Below are 19,282 nucleotides of genomic sequence, written 5' to 3'. Positions count from 1 at the left end.
GGAAGGGATCCGGAGCACGAACGCCCCGGTCGCGGACCTACCTGTGCGAGCAAGCTAGCAGCGCCCCAGCACCAGCGGCACGAGTCGTTCCCGGCAGCTCGGACACCTCGCGCGGTGGGCGCGCTGGCCGTCTGGGAAACGGCCGATCCTGCGACATCGGCTGAGGCACCGGGCGGGCCCGCGGTGCTGTCGAGCCAGGGTGCCCCACAGGTAGCGCTGCTTGACATCCCACCGGAAAAGCGGGATAATAAGCGGCATAACCCCGGAGTGGCCCACGGCCGCCGGGGTTTCGTCGTCCCCGGGGCTCGTTCCGGACAGACAGGAGCCGTTCAGGCGATGATCGATCGAGGAGGCGTCGCCACGGGTCGATGCGCTGCGGGAGCGCTGTCCCGACGGGGATGAGCACCCCGCGTCCGAGCACCCCGAGGCGTGGCGTGAGTGGCGGTGCGTGGGCTCTCAGCGACCAGCCGCAGGATGCCGCCCGTGCCCGCACACGACCCGCAGCCCACCACCCCCGGCGACGACAGCAGTGGCGATCAGCTGCCCGCTGGTCAGCCCGGTGACCTGCCCGCCGGCTACGCCGAGCTGCTCGAGGCCCTCAAGGAACGCGTGCGCACCTCCCGCGTGCGCGCCGCCCGCGCGGCCAACACCGAGTTGCTGCGCCTGTACCACTCCATCGGCCGCGACATCCTCACCCGCCAGCAGCACGCCGGCTGGGGCGCCAAGGTCATCGACCGCCTCGCCGAGGACCTGCGCGCCGCCTTCCCCGACCAGCGCGGCTTCTCCCGCTCCAACTTGCACTACATGCGCGCCTTCGCCGCCGCCTGGCCCACCCTGGACAGCACCACCCGCGGCGAGAGCACCGGCGGTGAGGGCACCGGCGCTGAGAGCACCGGCGCTGAGAGCACCCGGGTCATCGAAGGCGCCGAGAGCGGCAAGGACAGGAACGGCGGGCAGAGCCGGGAGGACGGAGCGGGGATCGGCGCCGCAGTCGTCCCACACGCCGTGGGACAACTTCCCTGGGGCCACGTGCGCGCCCTGCTGGACCGCCTTAACGAGCCCGCCACCCGCGACTGGTACGCCGCCCAGGCCCTGCAGCACGGCTGGTCGCGCGACGTCCTGGCCAACCAGATCGCCTCCGCGCTGCACACCCGCATCGGCGCCGCCCCCTCCAACTTCAGCACCCAGCTGCCCGCCCCGGACTCCGAGCTGGCCCTGGGGGCACCTCCCACGCAGTGGGGGACAGCTGACCCGCGACCCGTACGTCTTCGACCACCTGGCCCTGAGCGAGCGCGCCAGCGAGCGCGCCGTGGAGCAGGGCCTGATGGACCGCCTGCAGGCCACCTTGACCGCCTTCGGGCACGGCATGGCCTTCGTCGGGCGCCAGGTCCGCTTCACCGTGGGCGAGGAGGAGATGATCATCGACCTTCTCCTCTTCCACGTCACCCAGCTGCGCTACGTCGTGATCGAGCGGGGGCACCTCCCGCGTGCGGGGGCAAGATCGGGCGCTTCACCCCGGCCTACACCGGCCAGCTGGGCGCCTACGTCGCCCTGGTCGACGACCGCCTGCGCGATGCGTCGATCCACGCGCCCACCGTGGGGATCCTGCTGTGCAAGGACCGCGACGAGCAGGTCGTGCGCTACGCCCTGGCCGGCGCCCCCTCGCCCATGGCGGTGGCCACCTACACCTACGACACCTTCCCCGCCGAGCAGCGCGCCGGGCTGCCCGACCCCGCCCGGCTGGCCGCCGACCTGGGCACCGAGCTCACCGACACCACCGACGACCCCACCGTCGGCATCACCGCCGGCACCATGCCGCCCGCGAGCGCCGGACAGAGCGCACCTGCACCGGCCCGCGAGGACACCTGAGGGCTGCAGGTGCCCCTGATGAGCACACGGCCCGCGAGCACACGGCCCGCGCAGCCCCGCCCTGACCTCGAGCGGTGAAGCTGCCCGTGCCCCGGCTGCTCAACCCGGCCACGCTCTCCGAGCGCGCAGCCACCACCTGCTTCGACGCCGCCGTCAACGCCCACCTGCGCACCGCGCCCCCCACCGGGCCAGCCGCGGCGACTGCTGCGGCTGCTGCGCTGAGGTACCGCCAGCCCACCTCGCTGAAGAGCGGATCGTCCTGCTGCAGGCGCTGCTGCAGCTGCGCCCCCAGCACCAGGACCTGCGCAGCTTCACGCGCCGCGACGCGCCCAGCGCTCACCTCAGCCGCCAGCTCGTCCCGATCCACCACGTGCACCGGCTCCCCGGGCGACCACGCCAGGTCCAGCTCCAGGTCCAGCTCCAGGTCCACGTACTCGATGCCCGTGCCAGCCAGCAGCGGCGGGCGGCACACGTCGATGCTCACCCAGCGCGGCCGCGCCCACCACCAAGCCACCCACGGGGTCCGCGCAGCGATCAGCTGCACGCCATCGCATGGCAGCACGAAGGAGGATCCGTCCGCTGCGCTGTGCACCGAGCCCTTCGGGCAGAAGTACCAGCTCCCGTGCGCGTCGCTGGCCACCAGCTCGGCGGACTACGTGCTGCACCGGCCGGTGAGCTTGCGCTTCGTCACGGCGACCATCGAGCCACCGTAGGACGTGAGCGGACTGGGCCAACGTCCCCTCACGGCGCACGATGGGCTCGGGCCCCCTCCACCCGGAGCAGCCGACTCAGCTCCGGGAAACGGGATGACTCGCGCGGTTCACCAAGACAGACTCGCCCGGTGATCGACGCTGAGGACCCTGGCGGCTCGCACGCCAGCGCGGCGCGCACACGACAGGCCTGGGAGCAGGCCTCCCACAAGCACGTGCGCGAGCACGAGGCCCTGCTGGCCGAAGCCCGTACCGCCCGCCTGCTGCCCGTGGAGCAGGACCTGCTCGCCCCGAGCCTGGCCACGGGGCCGCACGTGCTGCACCCGCAGAGCGGTCACGGCATCGACGACCACGCCCTGATCAACGCCGGCGCCGCCTCGGTCCTGGGCCTGGACTACAGCCCAACCGCCGTGCGCTCGGCCCAGCAGCGTGCCGACGCCCTGGGCGCGCCGTGCCGCTACGTCCTGGCCCAGATCCCCCCGCTGCCCCTCGCCGACGCCGGCACCGACCTGGTCTACACCGGCAAGGGCGCGCTGATCTGGCTGGCGGACCTGCACACCTGGGCGGCGGAGGTGGCCCGGGTCCTGCGCCCGGGCGCGCACCTCTTCGTCCACGAGGCGCACCTGGCGGTGCCCCTGTGGTCCTGGGACCAGGACCACACGCGCGTGCGAGGTGATCGCAGCTACTTCGCGCGCACCCACGTCAACGACACCTTCCCCGCCGGCGGGGCGGTGGAGCACCAGCACACCCTGGCCCAGATCGTCATGGCCACCACCGGCGCAGGGCTGAACCTGGTGGAGCTGATCGAGCACCCCGAGCCGTTCTGGAGACCGGCCGATACCGAGGCGGCCGCGTGGAAGGGACAGCTACCGAACAGCTTCACCCTGCTCGCCCGCCGGACTTGAGAGCGTCCCGGCACCCCGGCCACTGACGAACGAGACGAAGCAGGTGCGCCTGCCGTCGAGGCGAGAGGAGCACCAGGGCGTGAGCGGACCCCTGCACCGCCGCGTCGTCATCGTCACCGGAGCCAGCCGGCGCACCGCCATCGGCGCCGCCCTGGCCCGCCGCGCCGTCGCCGACGGCGCCTCGGTCCTGCTGCACACCTTCGCCCCCCCACGACGCCGAGCAACCCTGGGGCGCCGACCCCGACAGCCCCGAGGCCCTGCTGCAGGAGCTGCGCCGGGCCGGCGGGCGCGTGGAGCGCCTCAGCGCCGACCTGGCCGACCCGCACGCCCCCGCCGCCGTCGTGGCCGCCGCCCGCGAGGCCTTCGGCCACGTCGATGCCCTCATCGCCAACCACGCCCGCAGCAGCGCCCAGGACCTGGAGCACCTCACCGCCGCCGAACTCGACCTCAGCTTCGAGGTCAACACCCGCGCCAGCCTGCTGCTGGTGCAGGCCTTCGCCGCCCAGCACCAGGACACCCGCCCCGGCGGGCGCGTACTGCTGTTCACCTCCGGGCAGTACCACGGCGCCATGCCCGCCGAGCTGCCCTACATCGCCTCCAAAGCGGCGCTGCACGAGCTGACCCGCTCCCTGGCCGTACACCTGATGCCCCGCGCGATCACGGTGAACTGCATCGACCCCGGCCCCAACGACACCGGCTACGCCGACGAGCAACTGCGCGCCGCGGTCACCGCGGCGAACCCCGGCGGCCGGTGGAGCACTCCGGCCGACACCGCCCGCCTGGTGGCCTGGCTGCTCTCCGACGAGGCGGACTGGGTCACGGGACAGACCATCGCCTCCGACGGCGGCTGGTCCTCTCGCTGAACAGCGCCGACCGAACAGCGCCGACCGAACAGGGCCGCCCCCGACCCTCGAGCAACACCGCTCGGGCGAGGCGAGCACCTCACGCTCACACCGGGGTCAGCACGGACCGCCAGCCGTAGCCTGCCCCCGGCAGGGCGCCGGCCCTCAACGACGGGAAGGGTGCTCACATGACGCACGGGTTCGTCCCCCAACGCGACGAGGCGGGCGAGGAGGACCACAGCATCATGCGGATCGACCTGAACCACAGGGTGCCCGACCAGGCCCTGGAGGAGGCCCCCGCGTTGCACGGCGACATGCCCCGCCGGTACGCGAAGTACCCCGGCCTGCAAGGGAGAGACATCGTCGACTTCCTCCAGCAGCGGGGCCTGGCCCTGGGAGAGCACGACCGGGCCGTGGCGGAGACGCTGGCCCGTGATCTGGACCTAGCCACGGTGCTGACCCTGCTGTCCTGGGTGCGCCGCGCTCGTGCAGGGACCAGCTCCACGTAGCACCTGCTGATGCCGCGCACGTCGCGCTCTCGCCCAGACGCCAGTGGTCATGGGTGAGTCGACCCGACCACCCCGACCACCCCGACCACCCCGAATGCCGTGGACGCCTGCGGGCGCACCGCGGATGATCGGCACGTGCGGTTCCTGCGCCCGGGCTGGCTGATCGAGCTCGACTGCGGCCTGTGCGCGGTGGATGCCACCCAACCGGTGGCCGCCGTCCTGGACCCGCGCGACGGGCGCGTGCGGCGCGTGCTGTCCTGGCCGGCCCTGCCCGCACCGGCGGTGCACGCCCGCCCGGTGGTCCTCGGCGATGGCACCTGCCTGTGGGTGCAGCAGGATCCCGGCGCACCCGTGGTGTGCATCGACCCCGACGCCATCGACCCCAACGGCACCGGCACCGACGGCATCGCCGCCGCCGGCTGGGTCGGCGGCCAGGACGTCGACCCGGCCTCCCTGCAGCGCCTGGCCGCCTGCGCACCGGGCGTGGCCTGGTGCGCCACCCCGGCCCCGCAGGCGGAGTACGTGCGCCACGGCGAGCGCCCGCGCCCCTTCTTCGGCTTCGGGCGGCTGCAGCAGGTCCACGCCGACGGCCGGGTGCTCAGCGTGGTGATGGACCGCGGCGTGCAGGAACTGCGCGCCAGTCCCGAAGGGCTGCTGGTGGGCGCCGTCGGCGACGGCTACGGGCTGCGCCGCTGGGACGAGAGCGAGGACCGGGTCCACCGCGACACCCGCTGGTACCTGCTGCCCTGGCAGCAGGAAGCACCGCCGTCCCTGGGCCAGGAGCACGCGCTGCCGCAGGGCTTCGAGCCACCTGCGGCCGACGACCCGTCCTCCTTGCTCTCCCAGGACCTGCGCGGCTACGGGCCCATCGCGCGCCAGGGGGCGCTGCAGTGGTTCGCCGAGCCCAGCGAGCAGGCGCCCACCGGCGGGCGCGCCTGGACGCGCCCGCTGGTCAGCGCACGCGAGAGCACCGGCGCACGCGAGAACACCGGGCAGGTGCTGGCCGCCTGGGACCTCGGTGACGGCTGGATCGAGACCGTGACCACCTGCGGCACCCGCCTGCTCCTCGCCGTGGCGCGCCGGGCGCGCACCTGGAGCCCACGCACCGCGCAGCACCCCGTGGACGTCATCGCCCTGGACGCCTCCGACGGCTCACGCACCGACCTGCTGCCCGCGGGGAGCTTGGACATCAGCGAGCACTGCCGAGCGCTGCTGCCGCGCCCGGTGGAGGCGGACTCCTACACCCGGCAGGTGCTGCAGCAGGTGCGAGAGCGCACCGGCCGGCTGCAGCAGGCCGGCGCCCGGGACGTGCAGCACCGCCTGGACGGCTCTTGGCCGCACACGGTGCTGGAGCTGACGATGACGGTGCCCGAACGATCCGGGGTGCGGCTGCGCCGGCGGGTGCCCCTCTTCGACGAGCTGGGCCGCACCCTGGGCCCGCAGTACCCCGACGCGCACCTGGTGGACGAGTACCAAGCGCACATGCTGCCCCCGATCAGCCAGGCACGCGACGGCTTCCTGGACGTGTGAGGACCGCCTGTGCGGGAGGACCGCCCGCGCTGACGGCACCTGAGTGGCCAAGACCCTGCCGCCCGCCCGGTCGCAGCCCCCCGGGCGCCATCACGCTCGGCCTACCTCACGATCGGCCGACCTCACGCCCGAGCCCGCACCAGCGGAATCACGGGGTACCGGGCCCACCCACCGGCATCGCCGCACACCGCGGTGAACCGGCCCCCGCACCGCGAAGTGATCCGCGATCACGTGCGCGCCCTGAGCACGTCGACCTCGCAGCCCGGCGCGAACGGGTCGAAGCCGTGCTGCAGCAGCCACGGGATCGCCGTCAAGCTGCGCCACGACCACCAGCCGCGCACCACCTCCACCTCCACCGGCGAGCCGTAGCCGGCGATGACGTCGTGCAGGTGCTCCTCGTGCCCGAGGGTGAGGGTGGCCAGGTCGGACAGCGCATCCCCTGGTGCGGCTTCGGACCAGTCGATCACCCCGCTGACCTCGTCCCCGTCGACGAACACGTGGGTGAGCTGCAGGTCCCCGTGGGTGAAGACCGGGGTCCACTCCCGCAGAGCGGCGCCGGCGACAGCCCGGTTGCGGGTGATGAGGTCGGTGGGCAGCACGTCGTTGGCGAGGAGCCACCGGCACTGACGGTCCAGGTCCGCCTCGACCTCCCTCGGCTTTCGACCTGGCCAGGGAGGGAGCGGCGCATCGTGCAGTCGCCGGGGGGCGGCACCTGCCGCGGTCCAGGCGCCGGGCGGTGCGCTCGAGGGTCGTCCCAGGCGTCCCAGCGCTGCTCCGGGCAGGGCGGCCAGCGCGAGCACGGGCGGGTTGCGCCAGAGGACTCTTGGTGTGGGAACCGGCGCCAGCTCCATCGCGGCAACCTCGACGTCCGTGCGGGCTTGATCTGCGTCGATCTTGAGGAAGATGTCACCGACGCGCAGGGTCGCCCGCTCCTGGTGGGCGACGGGGACCTGCACCTCTTCCACGTCCGTCATCGTGGCCGACGCCGCTACCTGACGGCGACGGCTTTGCGCCGGTAGCAGCATTGCCGGCTGACTGGCCGACGTCACGGTCATCGCGCGCTCAGAGCCCGATCACGGCCGTCCTCGGCCGTCCTCGGCCGTCTTGACACCGATCACCCACATATTGCCGATGACCGAGCGGCCCAAGAGTTGGCTTAAGTCAGGCCCAGGTAGGCGTCGCGGTGCTCGGTGAGGACATGCAATGGAGTACCCGGCGCGGACGCATCCTCAAGCGACATGACGGACAGCTCGCAGCGGGCGTTGTAGGCCAGCGCCCAGCACGCCGCAGCCGCTGCGCCCGCGCGCTCAGCGGCGGTGAAGGCTTGGAAGCGGGCGCTGTCGTAGTCGTCGACGAAGGCGGCGACCTGCCCCGGGGTGGGGGCAGCGCCCTCACCGGCGCCGCCCAGGGTGTGAGAACCCGCGCTCATCCCGGCGATCACCGCCTCCGGGCGGGCGGCGAGGCTGTCCCAGTCGAAGCCCGCGCACACCACCGGGCCCTGGGTTGAACCGTTGGTGCCGTCGACGAAGAGGGCGTTGCCGCGGTACCAGTCGCTGTGCCCGATCACGTCGGGGCCGGGGCAGTCGTTGAGGACCGCGGCGGCGCGGGCGGCGAGGTCGTCCAGCCACGCGTAGCCATCGGGAGTGGAGGAGAAGTCGAAGATGGGGTCGTGCGGTGCGGGCCAGGGACCGTGCTCGTAGCGCACCCACGCAGGGGCCCCGGGTCGTAGCGGGCTGGCGGGCACGCTACGCAGGACCTCCACCTGCTCGGCGAGGCTGGCCGCCAGAGCCCGCCGCACCTCCGGCTCGCGGGCATCGCGCCACCGCCCGCCGGTGAGCATCGTCTCCGCGACCAGCGTGCGACCCTCAACGACGACTGGTCCGGCCAGGGGGCGCGGGCAGGGGTAGCCCGCGTTAGCGAGGTGCTGCTGCGCTTGCACCGCGGCCGCCAGGTGCTCGGTGTCGGCCCCCTGCCGGTGCACCTTCACCGCCACCTGCTGCCCATCGTGCAGGCGGCAGCCGTAGACCGCGCAGACGCGCCCGGAGCGGAACAGCACCTGGGCCAGGCCCACCCCGAGGTGGCGGTGCAGGCCTTGGTCCAGCCACCCGTCCACGCCGTCGGTGTCGCTGATGGACAGGGGGCCGAAGACGGCCTCCTCGACACCGCTGACCGGCGAGCCGCTCACCGCGAGCACCGCTGAGGCCCAGGCCAGCAGCGGGTGGCGCGTCGTCTCATGCACCGCAGCCTGGCCCACCACAGCCTCGCCCGCACACGACGCCATCCGAGGGCGATCACGGCGGTTCCACGACTGCACGGTCATCCCGCGATGTGCGCGGAGCACGTTGTGGAGCGAACGGAGATGGCGCGATCGCGGACGACCCCGCTGACGACCCCGCTGACGACCCCGCTGACGACCGGGTCTCCACCCGCCGTCGAAACCTGTCGACGAAACCACCCGAACAGGCGACGCTTCGACACGTGACGTCTACGGTCGTGCTCGGCGCTGGCATCGTTGGTGCCTCCATCGCCTACCACCTCGCCCGAGCCGGCGCCGAGGTCACCCTGCTGGACAAGGACCTCCCCGGCACCGGCGCCACCGGTGCGTCCTTCGCCTGGATCGGCAAGGGACCCGAAGCGCAACGCTTCGACCAATCCGCCCTGCGCGCCCACGTCGTAGACGACTACCGGCGCCTGGAAGAACAGGTCCCCGGCGTGCAGGTCCGCTGGACCGGCTCGCTGTGCTGGGACGACGACGAAGCGGTGCGCCAGGAGCCCCGGTCGCAGGACCGCCTGCTGATCACCGCTGTCGACGTCGCCCACCTCGAGCCAGCCCTGCTGTCCCCGCCGCCGGTGGCGCTGCGAATCACCAGCGACGGCGCCATCGACCCCACCGCGGCCGTCGAGGCACTGCTGGCGGCAGCGCGCGGGTACGGCGCCGACATCCGGGCCGGTGTGAGCGCCCGCCGCCTCCGGGTGCGTGATGAGCGGGTCGTCGGGGTGGAGACTGCCGACGGCTCTCTGACTGCCGACAGCGTGGTGATCGCCACCGGCACCGACGCCCCGCTGCTGTGCGCACCATTGGGCTTCCACCTGCCGGTGGCTGGCTCACCGGCGATCCTGTTGCGCTTCGCCGCAGCTCCAGACGTCGTGCGCACGTTGGTCAGCAACGACCAGGTCGAGGTCCGGCAGGCGGGCGAGGGAACCCTGCTGGCCGCGAGGGAACACCGCGGTGAAGGCACCGAGGCGCAGCTGCGGGCGACGGGGGAAGCGGTGGCTGCGCACCTGCGGTCTTCCTTCGTGGGCGCCGAGAGCATCGAGCTGCTCAGCGCCGAGGTGGGGACCAGGCCGATGCCCGTCGACGGGAGCCCGGTGATCGGCCCTGTCCCCGGTGCTGATGGCGCCTACCTGGCGGTGGTGCACTCCGGGGTCACGCTGGCCGCGCCGGTTGGTCGGCTGGTAGCGGCGGAGATCCTCGACGGCGCGGTGGCCGTGGAGCTCGAAGGGCTGAGACCCACCCGCTTCCTGGACTGACTCACGTACGAGTGACCGCGCCAGCGCATTCCGCACGGCTTCGACCGTCATCTGCTCCGGGGTCGGACTTGGCGGTCATCCCCCTGTCGTGGAAGTTCACGATCAGTCACAGGAGCCGGACGTCGTAGTCGCTGAAACGTCGATCGACGGTGAGCAGTTGCAGTCCCCGCCGGGTGGCCTGCGCGATGAGCATGCGGTCGAAGGGGTCGTCGTGGTGGCGCGGCAGGGCACCGGCGGTCAGGCCGTCGTCCACGGTGACCGGCAGCTCGGTGAAACCTTGCCGTTCCATCTCCTCGCGCAGACCGTCCGGGGCGGTCAGCTTGCCCAGCGCAGCCTTGATCGACATCTCCCACGCGGAGGCGGCGGAGACGAAGACCTCGTTCTCGCCGTCGGCCACGGCGGCTCGCATGCGCTCGGGCAGGCGTTCGTCGTCACTGAGCCACCACAGCAGGACGTGGGTGTCGAGGAGGAGGGTCGTCACGGGTGCGGCTCGACGTCGTCGTGGAAGGCGGCCACCAGGTCCTCGGAGGTGTGGTCGAAGTCGGCGGCGATGACCACTCGTCCCTTCCACGCCCCGGGACGACGCGTTCCGTGCGAGCGAGCGGGCACCAGGCGGGCCACGGGCTTGCCGGCGCGGGCGATCACCACGTCCTCGCCCCGCTCGACCGCTTCGAGCAGGCGGGACAGGTGCGTCTTCGCCTCGTGCACGTTCACCGTCTGCGACATGCCCCCACGGTAAGGACTAAGTCGGACTAAGTCCAGGGCGGTGAAGTGGTGTTCGGCAGCTGTCACGACCTCACGGTCATCCCGCGTCATGCGCTGTCGCGCGCGGCCCGCGACGCCACGCTCTTGTCGATGACCACGCGATGAACGGCCGCAGGAGTCAGGATGGGCTGGTGAACGGCTCAGACGGGATGCGCGCGGTACCAGCCCCCCGCCGTCGCCGCTGGCACCAACGTCCCTTCCTGCTCCCTCTCCTCCCGCTGTTCGTCATCTGGGTAGCGGCTCACTTCTACGAGATCCCGCCTGCCGTCTGGGGTCTGCCGACCCTCGTCGCCGGGGCGTGCTCGGTGAGTCTCAAACGAGCACGCCGACGCGAGCAGGCGCATCGCGTCGCCGCCACGTCGAGGTGAGGCGTGGATCGTCACCAGCCGACTTCCGGTCATCCCGCGCCCAGTGCGCGATCACGCACAGCCGGCGACGTCGCGGTCGTGACGATGTCCGCCTGATCGCGGCCCCTCCACCGAGGGTCGGCACGGTCGGGCACGCCGAGCAGGTGACCGGCTCGCTCCCCACCGCGACACCGGCTGATCGAGCCCTCGACCACGTCGCACGCCACGCCCACGGCGGCCCCATCGACCCCGGCTGGCGCACCACCGTGCACTTCCACCCCGACCGCCTGATCGCCGACGTCCCGCTCCTGCAGGCCATGACCACCGACGGTCGCTACCGCTGCCAGTTCGAGACCGGCACCGGCAACGGCGGCCTGACCGCCCACCCCGGCGGGGACCGCTGGCGCTGGGAGTCGCGCCTGTTCGCCGGCGCCTACGACACCGCGCCGCCTCGGGCCCGCCCCGTCTACGGTTCCCTGAACCACCGCCATCGCCGTACCGGAGGCTCACCCCGCTTCGGCTCCGCTCACCTGAGGCTGGCCCCGTCGGTGCTGGCGCGCTGCACCTTCTGCTACCTCGACAGCGCCTTCGAGCCCGTCCACCTGGGTACCGCCGAGCACATGAGCCTGACCGACCTGGCCGACGCCGACTCGGCCGCCGGCGAGGTAGACCTCCTCGACGACTACGTCGAAGCCCACGTGCACGGCGGCGTCCGCTTCGAGCGCGACGTCGAAGCCCTCGTGCTGGACCCCTGCTACCGCGGCAGCGACGTCGAGGCCGGCGCCCGCCTGCTCGGTGAACGGTTCGGGGTGTCTGTGGGGTGGCACCCCGGCTTCGCCACCACCACCGACGTCATCGCCCAGCACCGCGACTACCGCGGCCCGGACGTCGTCGAGGCCGCCGCCCGCATCGCCGTCGACGGGATCCTGACCCCGCGGTTCATCGGCGACGCCGCCCGCGCCGGTGTCGAGGACGAGCAGGTCTTCAAACGCGTCTGGCACTGCACCGCCCGCTCCGGCTCACGCGCCTGAGTGCCCAGCAGCGGTCATGACGCCGACCTCACGGTCATCCCGCTGTCACGCAGCAGCGATCCTGGGTATCAGGACGCGCCCGATGGTGCGCGCCAGCGCGTAGGCGAGGGTGGCGACCTTCCACCCGCTGCGCTCCCCGAAGCGGTAGTCCGCCGCCGGCACCAGCCGCGCCGCAAGGTCCGGGCGCTGGTGGGCCAGGTAGCGCCGCGCTCTGCCCGCGTGCGTGGGTGCGGAGGCGATCGTGATGCTGCCGGCCTGCTCGAGCTGCTCCAGGCAGTGCTGCACGTTCTGCCAGGTGCTGCGCGCGGCCTCCTCCAGCGCGATCCGCTCGTCCGGCACGCCCAGGACCTCGCGGGCGTAGGCGGCCATCACGAACGCCTCGCTGGGCTGGCCGGGGCCTCCGGTGCGCCCGCCGGTGAACAGCAACCGCCCGTGCACCGGGTGCATCGAGCGCACCGCGATCTGCGTGCGCCAGCGCTGCACCGGGTGCACCCGACCGCCCGGGCGGCTGGGGCAGCCCAGCACAAGCACCACCTGAGGTCCCGCCACGGGCCCGGCAGCGCGCCGGCTCCACCCGTGGCGCGAGGCGCGCCACTGCACCAGCTCAGCCACCAGCACGAGCGCCACCGGCAGTGCTCCGGCCGCTACCGCGACGGTCAGCGCAGCGGCCGGCACGCAGACCGGAAACCAGCGGCGCAGCAAGCCGGGCACCCGGTGGTCCTCGGTCACGTGCACCGCCGACGGCTGAGCGGCCACCAGGAGCTCACGCGGGCTTGACCAGGCACCACTCGTTGCCCTCCGGGTCCAGCAGCACCTGGAACGAGCCGGCCCGGTCCTCGTGCACCGCGCCGACCCGCCGTGCGCCCAGCGCCTCCGCCTGCACCGTGGCCGCCTCGATGTCCTGCACCCGCACGTCCAGGTGCACGCGGTTCTTCACCGTCTTGGCCTCGGGCACCTGCTGGAAGGACAGCTGCGTCCACCCCGGCGGCAGCACGTACCACCACCCCTCATCACGCCGCACCGGTTCACCACCGAGGACCTGCGCCCAGAACCGCGCCAGCACACCCGGCTGCGCGCAGTCGATCACGACCTCGTCGATGCTGCCGATCACGCACCGAACCTAGCCCAGCGCCGGGCCCGCTCGAGCGCCGATGATCGAGTGCTCGGACGGCCACTGCGGCACCCCGGCACCCCGGCACCCCGGCACCCCGGCACCCCGGCAGCGCGGGCCTGCCGGGACGCCGAGAGAGCTGAGGCGGCTGGTGAAGTGGGTGGTGAGGTGGGTTCGTGTCGGCGCATCACCGCTCACGCCCGTCCCCTGCGGGCGAAGAACTCCTCCAGGACCGTGTTGTCCTCGTACCCCAGTCGCGTGCGCCGGACCTCCTGGAGGGTGTGGAAGCGCACGGCCTGCCCCTCGGTCAGCGGCAAGCGCGCCGCGTCGACGTCCAGGTGCGTCCAGAAGGTGTGCTCCAGGCCGTAACCGCGCCGGGCGGAGACCACGTGGTGCAGGGCCCAGGGCGCGATGTCCAAGGACATCTCCTCGTACAGCTCCCGCACCGCGGCAGCGGCGGGGTCCTCGCCGTGCTCGAGGTGGCCGCCGGGCAGGCACCAGGTGCCCGGGTAGGCGATGCCCGCGACGTCGTCGCGCAACTGCAGCAGGACGCGCTCCCGGGAGTCCAGGAGGATGACCTGTACCCCCGCACCCTCTCCTGCAGCGCTCACCGCCGGGTCGTTCACCGCAGCGCCTTGACGAAGCAGGTCACCAGGACGAGCGCGGTGGTGCCCGCGGCCAGGGCGGCCAGCACCCACGGCACCGCCTGCGCGCCGTGGGCGTCGACCAGGGCACCGGTCACCGGCGCGGTGAGCACCGGCCCGGCCAGGGCCGCGGCGAACAGCACGAGCACCCCGCCCCCGTCCGGGCGGTGCGCGGCGTGCCAGGCGATGACCGCGGGGAAGACCGGCGCGATGGCCAAGCCCGCCAGCGCGTACGCGAGCACGGCGGCGCCGGGCAGCGCCGCCGCCAGCAGGCTGAGGGTTGCCGCCCCCAGGGCCAGCAGCAGCAGGCGGCGCGGGTGCAGCCGCGCCACCAGGGGCGCGGCCAGGAGGCGACCGAGGGTCAGCCCGCCCCAGAACAACGCCACCGCGGCCGCGGCCCGGGACGGTGAGGCACCGGTGCTGGCGCGCAGGTGGGTGCTCTCCCAGCCGGCCACCCCGCCCTCGAGGGTGACGTAGCCGAGCAGGACCGCGCCCAGCAGCGCTACCGCGGCACGGCCAGCGACCGGACCCGTCCGCCTCGCAACGGGGAGCGGACGATGCCGCAGGGCGGGCAGGTGCAGCCGCAGGAGCAGGGCGCTGAGCAGCAGGGCACCGCCGGCGCACGCCCAGAACGGCAGGTCCACGTGCTCCGGCCGCCACCCGATGAGCAGCGGCGCACCCACCGCACCGAGGCCGAAGGCGGCGCTGACGGCCATGAGCAGCGAGCCGCGGGGCCCCGCTGCGGCCAGCACCAGGTTCAGCAGCAGGTCCACGACGCCGAACCCGGCACCGGTCAGCAGCAGGGCCCCGAGCGCACCGGCGGCGCTGGGCACCTGGGGCAGCAGCACGCAGCCCGTGAGCACCAGCGCTGCGCCGGCCGCCAGCGAGGCGCGGTCGGGCACCCGGTGCCGCGCCGCCCCGGCCAGCAGCACCCCGAGGGTGGCGCCGAGGGAGAACGCCACCAGCAGCAGGGCCGCACCGGAGGCGTCCAGGTCGTGGCGCGCCCGCAGCGCCGGCAGCGCGGGCCCCAGGGCGCTGCTGACCGCGCCCAGCACGAAGAACCCGAGCACCCCCACCACCGCCGTCCCGAGCAGGGGCACGGCCGGTGCCGGTACTGGCGCGGGCGGGGTGGGGTCGGGAGCGGGGTCGGGAGCGGGGTCGGAGCCGGGATCGGCGCCGTACGGGTCCTCGCGGACCAAGGGGTCAGGCACGGACGCCAGTAGATCGGCTCACTTCGGCACAATCAAGGCCATTTCGGCGACGTGAGACGTCGATGTGGGATGCTTCGTGCATGTTCACCAAGGAGCGCCGGGAGCAGGTGCTGGTCCGGCTGCGTCGGGACGGGCGCGTGGAGGTCAGCGCCCTGGCGCAGGAGCTGGACGTCTCCGAGGACACGATCCGCCGCGACCTGCGCGCCCTGGCCGCCGACGGGCACCTGCAGAAGACCCACGGCGGAGCCGTCGCCCTGGACCCGGCCCGCATGTCCTTGAGCGCGCGCGAGCACGTCGCCGCCGGGGCCAAGCAGGCGATCGGGGCAGCGGCCGCCGAGCTGGTGCGTCCCGGGCAGACGATCGTGCTGGACGCCGGCTCCACCGTCCTGAGCCTGGCCCGCGCGCTGCTGAGCGCCCGTCAGGTCCGCCCGCTGACGGTGGTGACGAACTCCCTGGACGTGGTCACGACCCTGGACGCCGACCCGGACCTCGCGGTGCACGTCAGCGGCGGGGAGTGGGACCGCCACTCGCGCTTGCTCGCCGGCCCCGCGGCCGTCGCCGCGGTGGGGCGCTACCGGGCCGACTGGGCCTTCCTGGGCGCCTGCGCGCTGGACCCCGTGGCCGGGGCCACCTCGGTCGACTCGCGCGACGCCGCCGTGAAGGTGGCCATGGCGGGCAGCGCGCGGCAGGTCGCCGTGCTCGCCGACCGGACCAAGCTGAACACCACCTCCACGCACCTGGTGCTGGCACCGGCAGCGATCGACGTCCTGGTCACCGACGTCGCCGACGTCGCCGAGCAGTGGCGCGAGCACCCCACCGCCGTCGTCGTGGTCGACGCCCCTGGACGACAGGAGGCCGACCACCTGCCACCGGTCTGACCCCGCCGGCCGTGGGGTGCGGACCGCAGGCTCAGGCGGTCAACGCACCACCCCGGCAAGCACGGCATGCACGGGCTGAAGCGGGTGGAAGCGCAGTGCTCGACCTCGCGGGCATGCTCGAGGTTCGGGTGTCGACGGGCGTGCTCGTGAAGCCCGAGCCGTCCGCGCAGCGCGTGCGTCGAGACGGCGCCCGAGCCCGCGCCCGCGGGGGTGGGCCTCAGAGCCCCAGGCGGTCGGCGAGCGCCTCGATCGTGGCGTCGGCGAAGGCGTCGGCCGGGTCGAAGGTGTTCGCCAGCTGGCCGAACAGCTCGCTGCTCACCAGACCCAGCAGGGCCGTCCAGCACTGGGCGGCGGTGACGACGAGGACGGGTGGCACCCCCTGGCCCCCGGCCGCGGCGACGCGGGCCGCGCCCTCGGCCAGCTGGGGTGCCAGGCGCCGGGCGGTCGCAGGAGCCTGCACCCCTTCCAGCACCGACAGCAGCGCCAGCGGGGCCCGCGCGCCGGCCGCCGTCGTGCGCTCGTCGCCGCGGTAGCCGGGCACGGGCGAGCCGTGGATGAGGGCGTACTCGTGCGGGTGCTCAAGGGCCCACGCCCGCAACGCGCGGCAGCCGCCGGTGAAGCGGGCCCGGCGCGAGCGCCCGCGCCGGGGGGCGACCGCGGCCTCGACCGCGTCGGCGACGTCGTCGTAGGCCTGGACGATCAGGGCCGTCAGCAGCTCATCGCGCGTGGCGAAGTAGCGGTAGAGGGCGGAGGAGGCCAGGCCCAGTTCGCGGGCCACGGCGCGCACCGACAGCGCAGCCGCGCCGGAGGTGGCGAGCTGGCGCCGGGCGGCGGTCAGGATGTCGGCGGTGAGCTCGCGACGGGCGCGCTCACGGGCGCTCGGGACGGCAGGCACGCCCCGATCGTCCCACAGCCTGGAGCGCTGCTCACTTCCGAGAGCGCTGCTCTTGTCACGGTGCGCGGGCCGGCGCACACTGGACCACATGACGAGATCAGTGCTCTCCTCCAAGACCACCGCTCGCACTGCCGTCCCGCGCTACGTCGCCCCGGACCTGCTCACCCGGCGCGTGCTCAACCCCCTGGTGGCCGCCGCGACGCGCCTGGGGCTGCCGCTGGCCGGCTCGCGCGTGCTCGCCGTGCGCGGGCGCAGCAGCGGGCAGTGGCGCACGACTCCGGTCAACCCCCTCACGATCGAGGGGGTGCGCTACCTCGTGGCCCCCCGTGGCGACACGCAGTGGGTGCGCAACCTGCGGGCCGCGGGCGCCGGGGAGCTGCGCTCGGGTCGGCGCTCGCAGGCCTTCACCGCGGTGGAGGTGCCCGACGCCGACAAGCCGCCGCTGCTGCGGGAGTACCTGCGCCGCTGGGCGTGGGAGGTCGGCGTGTTCTTCGACGGGGTCCACGCCGGTGCGAGCGAGGCGGAGCTGCTGGCCGCCGCACCCAAGCACCCGGTGTTCCGGATCACTGCCGCACCCGCCGGGCGCTGAGGACCCCGCGGGACGACGGGCGGGGCCGCTCACGGCGATCGGCGGGCTCCGCACCGGCGTGGTCAGCCGACGGCTCCATCGAGGTCGAAGGCCTGCGGCGGGCCGGCGAGGAGCTCCTTGGCCCGCAGGCCGTACCGGTCGAGGACCTCGACCTCCCCGGCCTCCAGCCCGTCCAGCGCCAGGTCCACGAGATCGGCCGGCTCGTTCATCGCCCCCTCGGGCAGGTCCAGTCCGACCTCCTGCGCGAAGGCCCTCATCGGCTCGGTGGCCGTCATCCCCGGCACCAGGGCGGTGACCTGAGTGCCCTGGGCGGCCAGCTCCAGCCGGATCCCGTTGGTCAGGCCCCACTGCGCGGACTTGGCCGCGGCGTAGGCGGTGTTGCCCTGCACGGTGGCCCAGGCCGCGACCGAGAGGACGTTCAGGATCGCGCCGCCACCGTTGCGGGCCAGGACCGGCGCGAAGGCGCGGACCATCGCCAGAGTCCCGTAGAAGTTGGAGTCGACCACCTCGCGGATCGCGCGCAGGTCCCCGTCCACCAGGTTGCCACCGGCGGTGAACGCCGCGTTGTTGACCAGGACGTCGACGTCGCCGGCGGCCTCGGCGGCCGCCTGCACCGAGGCCTGGTCGGTGATGTCCAGGCGGAGCACCTCGGCCCCGGGGACGTCGACGAGTTCGGGACGTCGGGCGGTGGCGTAGACCTTGGCGCCGCGGCGCAGGAGCTCGGTGGCGAAGGCGTGGCCGATGCCGCGGTTGGAGCCGGTGACCAGTGCGGTGCTGCCGTGGAGGTTCATGCTCCAACCGTAGGGAGCTGCGGTGCACGGATCGATGCTCGATCGGCTCGTCTTCTTGCTCGTTCGCCTCACGCCGTGGTGGGGTGGCGCCGTGGATCCCTTGAGCGAGGTCTTGAGCGTCTCCGGTGTCCGCGGCGCGCTGGGCAACCGCATCGCCGCCGGCGGCACGTGGGCGACGGCACTGGACGATCACCCGGGTGGGGCCGTGCTGCACGCAGTCACCGCGGGCAGCGCGTGGCTGACGGTGCCCGGCCGCCAGGCGCTGGAACTGGGCGCTGGAGACGTCGTCCTGGTCGGCAGCGGCGTGCCGCACACGCTCGGTGACACCCCCGGCACCTCCGGCGCACGCTGCGACCGCGCGGCAGCGGCCCGCCGCGGTCGTACGGGCGAGGTGCTGACGTTGGGTTCCGCGCCGCCCACCACGCACGTCATCACCCTGGCCTACACCTGCGACCGCACGGCCCTGACCCAGGTCGTGCAGGGTCTTCCCGACCTCGTCCACGTCGCAGCCGGCACGGGCACCGGTACCGCGGCGACCGGCCTGGACGACACCGTGCGCATGCTCGGCAACGAGCTGCGGGACCCGCAGATCGCGTCCACCGCGGTGCTCAACAGCCTCATCGACGTGGTCCTGGTGCAGCTGCTGCGCGCCTGGCTGGCCTCGAGCCCAGCCGCGTGCCGGGGGACCTGGCTGGCGATGACTCAGGACCCGGTGGTGGGCGCAGCCCTCGAACAGCTGCACGCGGACCCCTCCCGAGCCTGGACCACGGCGTCCCTGGCCACGGCGGCCTCGGTGTCGCGGGCGACGCTGGCGCGACGGTTCCCGGCGGTCATCGGCCAGACCCCCGCGGCCTACCTGACGACGTGGCGCATGGACCTGGCCGCGGTGCGACTGCGGCGAGGTCGGGAACCGGTGGAGGCGATCGCCGCGCACGTGGGTTACACCTCCGCGCCCGCCTTCACGCGGGCCTTCACCCGCGCCCACGGCCAGACCCCGGGCCGGTACCGCACACAGGCGCGGGAAGCGGCGCAGGCCTCGGAGACGACCACCGGCCTGACGACCCCCGCGCCCGATCACCAACCAGCGTAGACGCGCGCTCATGGCCTGCTCGCAGGCGTCCGGC

General features: G+C 73.7%; 22 protein-coding genes and 2 pseudogenes. 13 read left to right on the top strand and 11 right to left on the bottom strand.

Annotation, left to right across the window (positions count from 1 at the left end):
• Nucleotides 1-474 precede the first annotated feature (474 nt).
• The 3 genes and pseudogenes from ACRYR7_RS04460 to ACRYR7_RS04450 all read left to right on the top strand — a co-directional run.
• A pseudogene (locus ACRYR7_RS04460) lies at nucleotides 475-1,143 on the top strand (DUF1016 N-terminal domain-containing protein); the annotation flags it as partial.
• Nucleotides 1,144-1,246: 103 nt separating this feature from the next.
• Nucleotides 1,247-1,411, top strand: a pseudogene (locus ACRYR7_RS04455) (PDDEXK nuclease domain-containing protein); the annotation flags it as partial.
• A gap of 89 nt (nucleotides 1,412-1,500) precedes the next feature.
• Nucleotides 1,501-1,869: a PDDEXK nuclease domain-containing protein gene (locus tag ACRYR7_RS04450; protein ID WP_432570859.1), complete on the top strand. Its 369-nt coding sequence runs from the start codon at nucleotides 1,501-1,503 to the stop codon at nucleotides 1,867-1,869.
• Here the strand turns inward: ACRYR7_RS04450 and ACRYR7_RS04445 are convergent.
• Nucleotides 1,799-2,353, bottom strand: a complete 555-nt coding sequence (locus ACRYR7_RS04445) for a DUF402 domain-containing protein (RefSeq protein WP_432570858.1) — start codon at nucleotides 2,351-2,353, stop codon at nucleotides 1,799-1,801. The two genes, ACRYR7_RS04450 and ACRYR7_RS04445, sit on opposite strands and share 71 nt — an antisense overlap.
• Here ACRYR7_RS04445 and ACRYR7_RS04440 point away from each other — a divergent pair.
• From ACRYR7_RS04440 to ACRYR7_RS04420, 5 genes are all read left to right on the top strand, one after another.
• On the top strand, nucleotides 2,313-2,582 hold the full coding sequence (locus ACRYR7_RS04440) for a hypothetical protein (protein ID WP_432570860.1): 270 nt from the start codon (nucleotides 2,313-2,315) through the stop codon (nucleotides 2,580-2,582). The two genes, ACRYR7_RS04445 and ACRYR7_RS04440, sit on opposite strands and share 41 nt — an antisense overlap.
• A 128-nt stretch (nucleotides 2,583-2,710) precedes the next feature.
• Nucleotides 2,711-3,484: a class I SAM-dependent methyltransferase gene (locus ACRYR7_RS04435; protein ID WP_432570856.1), complete on the top strand. Its 774-nt coding sequence runs from the start codon at nucleotides 2,711-2,713 to the stop codon at nucleotides 3,482-3,484.
• 290 nt (nucleotides 3,485-3,774) lie between these two features.
• Nucleotides 3,775-4,347, top strand: coding sequence for an SDR family oxidoreductase (locus tag ACRYR7_RS04430; protein WP_432570855.1), 573 nt, complete (start codon nucleotides 3,775-3,777; stop codon nucleotides 4,345-4,347).
• Nucleotides 4,348-4,514: 167 nt separating this feature from the next.
• Entirely contained in the window at nucleotides 4,515-4,835 is a 321-nt protein-coding gene (locus ACRYR7_RS04425) for a hypothetical protein (protein WP_432570854.1), read from the top strand.
• 135 nt (nucleotides 4,836-4,970) lie between these two features.
• The gene (locus ACRYR7_RS04420) at nucleotides 4,971-6,365 is read left to right on the top strand and encodes a hypothetical protein (protein WP_432570853.1); all 1,395 of its coding nucleotides are present in this window, start codon (nucleotides 4,971-4,973) and stop codon (nucleotides 6,363-6,365) included.
• A gap of 227 nt (nucleotides 6,366-6,592) precedes the next feature.
• Here ACRYR7_RS04420 and ACRYR7_RS04415 read toward each other — a convergent pair whose 3' ends face one another.
• Both ACRYR7_RS04415 and ACRYR7_RS04410 read right to left on the bottom strand, forming a co-directional pair.
• A complete protein-coding gene (locus tag ACRYR7_RS04415) occupies nucleotides 6,593-7,330 on the bottom strand; it encodes a phosphotransferase family protein (protein ID WP_432570852.1) in 738 nt (245 codons plus the stop codon).
• Between the two features lie 191 nt (nucleotides 7,331-7,521).
• A complete protein-coding gene (locus tag ACRYR7_RS04410) occupies nucleotides 7,522-8,604 on the bottom strand; it encodes an aminoglycoside phosphotransferase/kinase family protein (RefSeq protein ID WP_432570851.1) in 1,083 nt (360 codons plus the stop codon).
• Nucleotides 8,605-8,693: 89 nt separating this feature from the next.
• Here ACRYR7_RS04410 and ACRYR7_RS04405 point away from each other — a divergent pair, with 89 nt between their 5' ends.
• Complete coding sequence (locus ACRYR7_RS04405) at nucleotides 8,694-9,896, top strand: NAD(P)/FAD-dependent oxidoreductase (RefSeq protein WP_432570850.1); 1,203 nt, start codon at nucleotides 8,694-8,696, stop codon at nucleotides 9,894-9,896.
• A 106-nt stretch (nucleotides 9,897-10,002) separates the two neighbouring features.
• Here ACRYR7_RS04405 and ACRYR7_RS04400 read toward each other — a convergent pair whose 3' ends face one another.
• Both ACRYR7_RS04400 and ACRYR7_RS04395 read right to left on the bottom strand, forming a co-directional pair.
• Nucleotides 10,003-10,377, bottom strand: coding sequence for a type II toxin-antitoxin system VapC family toxin (locus ACRYR7_RS04400; protein ID WP_432570849.1), 375 nt, complete (start codon nucleotides 10,375-10,377; stop codon nucleotides 10,003-10,005).
• Complete coding sequence (locus ACRYR7_RS04395) at nucleotides 10,374-10,622, bottom strand: type II toxin-antitoxin system Phd/YefM family antitoxin (protein ID WP_432570848.1); 249 nt, start codon at nucleotides 10,620-10,622, stop codon at nucleotides 10,374-10,376. Before ACRYR7_RS04395 ends, ACRYR7_RS04400 begins: the two co-directional genes overlap by 4 nt.
• 550 nt (nucleotides 10,623-11,172) lie before the next feature.
• Here ACRYR7_RS04395 and ACRYR7_RS04390 point away from each other — a divergent pair.
• Nucleotides 11,173-12,039, top strand: a complete 867-nt coding sequence (locus ACRYR7_RS04390; protein WP_432570847.1) for a DUF3626 domain-containing protein — start codon at nucleotides 11,173-11,175, stop codon at nucleotides 12,037-12,039.
• Between the two features lie 45 nt (nucleotides 12,040-12,084).
• On the opposite strand, the gene ACRYR7_RS04385 is transcribed toward ACRYR7_RS04390, so the two are convergent.
• From ACRYR7_RS04385 to ACRYR7_RS04370, 4 genes are all read right to left on the bottom strand, one after another.
• Nucleotides 12,085-12,795: a YdcF family protein gene (locus ACRYR7_RS04385; protein ID WP_432570846.1), complete on the bottom strand. Its 711-nt coding sequence runs from the start codon at nucleotides 12,793-12,795 to the stop codon at nucleotides 12,085-12,087.
• A 7-nt stretch (nucleotides 12,796-12,802) separates the two neighbouring features.
• Nucleotides 12,803-13,150: a VOC family protein gene (locus ACRYR7_RS04380; protein ID WP_432570845.1), complete on the bottom strand. Its 348-nt coding sequence runs from the start codon at nucleotides 13,148-13,150 to the stop codon at nucleotides 12,803-12,805.
• 194 nt (nucleotides 13,151-13,344) lie between these two features.
• Complete coding sequence (locus tag ACRYR7_RS04375) at nucleotides 13,345-13,761, bottom strand: NUDIX hydrolase (protein ID WP_432570844.1); 417 nt, start codon at nucleotides 13,759-13,761, stop codon at nucleotides 13,345-13,347.
• 11 nt (nucleotides 13,762-13,772) lie between these two features.
• Nucleotides 13,773-15,005 carry an MFS transporter gene (locus ACRYR7_RS04370; RefSeq protein ID WP_432570843.1) on the bottom strand — a complete coding sequence of 411 codons (1,233 nt, stop codon included), beginning with the start codon at nucleotides 15,003-15,005 and terminating at the stop codon, nucleotides 13,773-13,775.
• An 80-nt stretch (nucleotides 15,006-15,085) separates the two neighbouring features.
• On the opposite strand from ACRYR7_RS04370, the gene ACRYR7_RS04365 reads away from it, so the two are divergent.
• Complete coding sequence (locus tag ACRYR7_RS04365) at nucleotides 15,086-15,883, top strand: DeoR/GlpR family DNA-binding transcription regulator (protein WP_432570842.1); 798 nt, start codon at nucleotides 15,086-15,088, stop codon at nucleotides 15,881-15,883.
• 217 nt (nucleotides 15,884-16,100) lie between these two features.
• Here ACRYR7_RS04365 and ACRYR7_RS04360 read toward each other — a convergent pair whose 3' ends face one another.
• Complete coding sequence (locus tag ACRYR7_RS04360) at nucleotides 16,101-16,778, bottom strand: TetR/AcrR family transcriptional regulator (protein WP_432570841.1); 678 nt, start codon at nucleotides 16,776-16,778, stop codon at nucleotides 16,101-16,103.
• 88 nt (nucleotides 16,779-16,866) lie between these two features.
• Here ACRYR7_RS04360 and ACRYR7_RS04355 point away from each other — a divergent pair, with 88 nt between their 5' ends.
• Entirely contained in the window at nucleotides 16,867-17,367 is a 501-nt protein-coding gene (locus ACRYR7_RS04355; protein WP_432570840.1) for a nitroreductase family deazaflavin-dependent oxidoreductase, read from the top strand.
• 62 nt (nucleotides 17,368-17,429) lie between these two features.
• Here ACRYR7_RS04355 and ACRYR7_RS04350 read toward each other — a convergent pair whose 3' ends face one another.
• Entirely contained in the window at nucleotides 17,430-18,158 is a 729-nt protein-coding gene (locus ACRYR7_RS04350) for an SDR family NAD(P)-dependent oxidoreductase (RefSeq protein ID WP_432570839.1), read from the bottom strand.
• A 91-nt stretch (nucleotides 18,159-18,249) separates the two neighbouring features.
• Between ACRYR7_RS04350 and ACRYR7_RS04345 the strand changes: the two genes are divergently transcribed.
• Nucleotides 18,250-19,248, top strand: coding sequence for an AraC family transcriptional regulator (locus ACRYR7_RS04345; RefSeq protein ID WP_432570838.1), 999 nt, complete (start codon nucleotides 18,250-18,252; stop codon nucleotides 19,246-19,248).
• Nucleotides 19,249-19,282 lie beyond the last annotated feature (34 nt).

Source organism: Kineococcus gurbantunggutensis, assembly GCF_050871925.1.
GTDB lineage: Bacteria > Actinomycetota > Actinomycetes > Actinomycetales > Kineococcaceae > Kineococcus.
Note: the sequence above shows the minus strand (reverse complement) of the source record. Positions and strands in the feature narration are given on the sequence as shown.